Genomic DNA, 1,345 nt, shown 5'->3' with positions numbered 1-1,345 from the left:
GGTGGTGCGCCGAGACGCACACCACGTCGCCGTCCGGGCAGCGGAAGTGCGCCAGCCGGATCGGCGGCGTCCCGCCGATCTCGAGCGGCGTGGCCGCGAACCCGGCGACCTGCGCGTCCACCAGCTCCCGGCTCGTGTCCACAGTGGACACGTCGAGCGTGACCGCGGACGCGGGCAGCACCTCGGCGGTGAGGCGGGTGCCCTCGTCGTGGAAGATCCGGCGCAGCCCGTGGTGCCGCCGCTGGACCAGCCGCGCCGCTTCCGCGAGCACCGCCGGGTCCAGCGCGACCGGCACCTCGAACCGCACCGCGACCGTGTTGACGCCGCTGCCCGGGACCAGCCGGTCCAGCAACCACAGCGCCTCTTCCTTGGGCGTGACGCCGGCTCTCGCCGGTACGTCGACGTCCTGCCCCGGGCCCTTGCCGGTGAACGTGCGCATCGTGGTTTCTCCTACTTCAGCAGGCCCGACACGGCTTCGGCCACCGCGGAGCGGCGAAGCAGGTCATGGCGGTCGAGGTCGAAGGAAAGCTCGGCGCCGGCCAGGTGGCGGCCGTCCGCGGGGGCGTCGGAGTTGATCACGGTGCAGGTGCTCAGGTCGGTGGCCGTCTCGACCTGGGTCGCGCCGACGAGGTAGTGCACGTAGGCGTCGAACCAGCTCATCATCTCGTTGCGGCGCGCCTCGTTGAGGCCGAGCCGGCCGAGGCCGACGTGGCCGACCTCGCGGTAGAGCTTGATCAGCGAGTCGCCGAGCACGACGAGGTCGTCGGCGCCCTCGGCCTCGGCGTAACCCTTGGCCTTGGACTCCTCGATCTCCTGCGGGGTCAGCACGCCGACGAGCTTGTCCAGCAGCTTGTGGAACTGCCAGTACAGCACGATCGAGCCGACCGGCTCCGGGTCGAACATGACGACCGCGGGCTGCCTGCCCCGGCGTTCGCCGATCCGGCGGGCCAGCGCCGAGGCGTAGACGCCGCCGACGCAGAACCCGAGCACGCCGCGGATCTCGCCGTCGGGCAGCGCGTCGAGCCACCGGTTCAGGTAGTCGTCACCGGTCATGTTCTCCTCGGTGCCCGGCTCCGGCTGCATCGTCTCCCAGACCGTGCTGGGCACGCTCAGCGCCGGCGCCAGGTCGGAGAACGTCGCTTCGGCCCGGCCGGGGGAATAGAAGTCGACCGCGAGCACGAAGTCGTTCTTCGCGCCGTTCTTCAGGATTCGCCATTCGGTGAAATCATTCATAACATGCTCCCCAGTAATCAGGAATTCGCGTCAAGCCTAAATGGACGACCCCCAGCTCATTAACCCCTACCGGAGACCCTAGGGGTGCGAGATCTCCGGCAGGGCAGGGTGT

At 69.7% G+C, this 1,345-nt stretch carries 2 protein-coding genes; both read right to left on the bottom strand.

Annotation, left to right across the window (positions count from 1 at the left end):
- Positions 1 to 439 (bottom strand): hypothetical protein (locus ACGFMK_RS25635; protein WP_392767966.1); only part of this gene is annotated, 439 nt, incomplete at its 3' end.
- 11 nt (positions 440 to 450) lie between these two features.
- Positions 451 to 1,233 carry a hypothetical protein gene (locus ACGFMK_RS25630; protein ID WP_392767964.1) on the bottom strand — a complete coding sequence of 261 codons (783 nt, stop codon included), beginning with the start codon at positions 1,231 to 1,233 and terminating at the stop codon, positions 451 to 453.
- Between the last annotated feature and the right edge of the window lie 112 nt (positions 1,234 to 1,345).

The sequence above is a fragment of the Amycolatopsis sp. NPDC049252 genome (assembly GCF_043197175.1).
Lineage (GTDB): Bacteria > Actinomycetota > Actinomycetes > Mycobacteriales > Pseudonocardiaceae > Amycolatopsis.
The sequence above is the reverse complement of the archived record's forward strand: the minus strand, read 5'-3'. Positions and strand labels throughout refer to the sequence as shown.

Coding starts and splice junctions, on each gene's coding strand:
- ACGFMK_RS25630 (WP_392767964.1), bottom strand. CDS start 1,233: ATGAATGATTTCACCGAATGGCGAATCCTGAAGAACGGCGCGAAGAAC.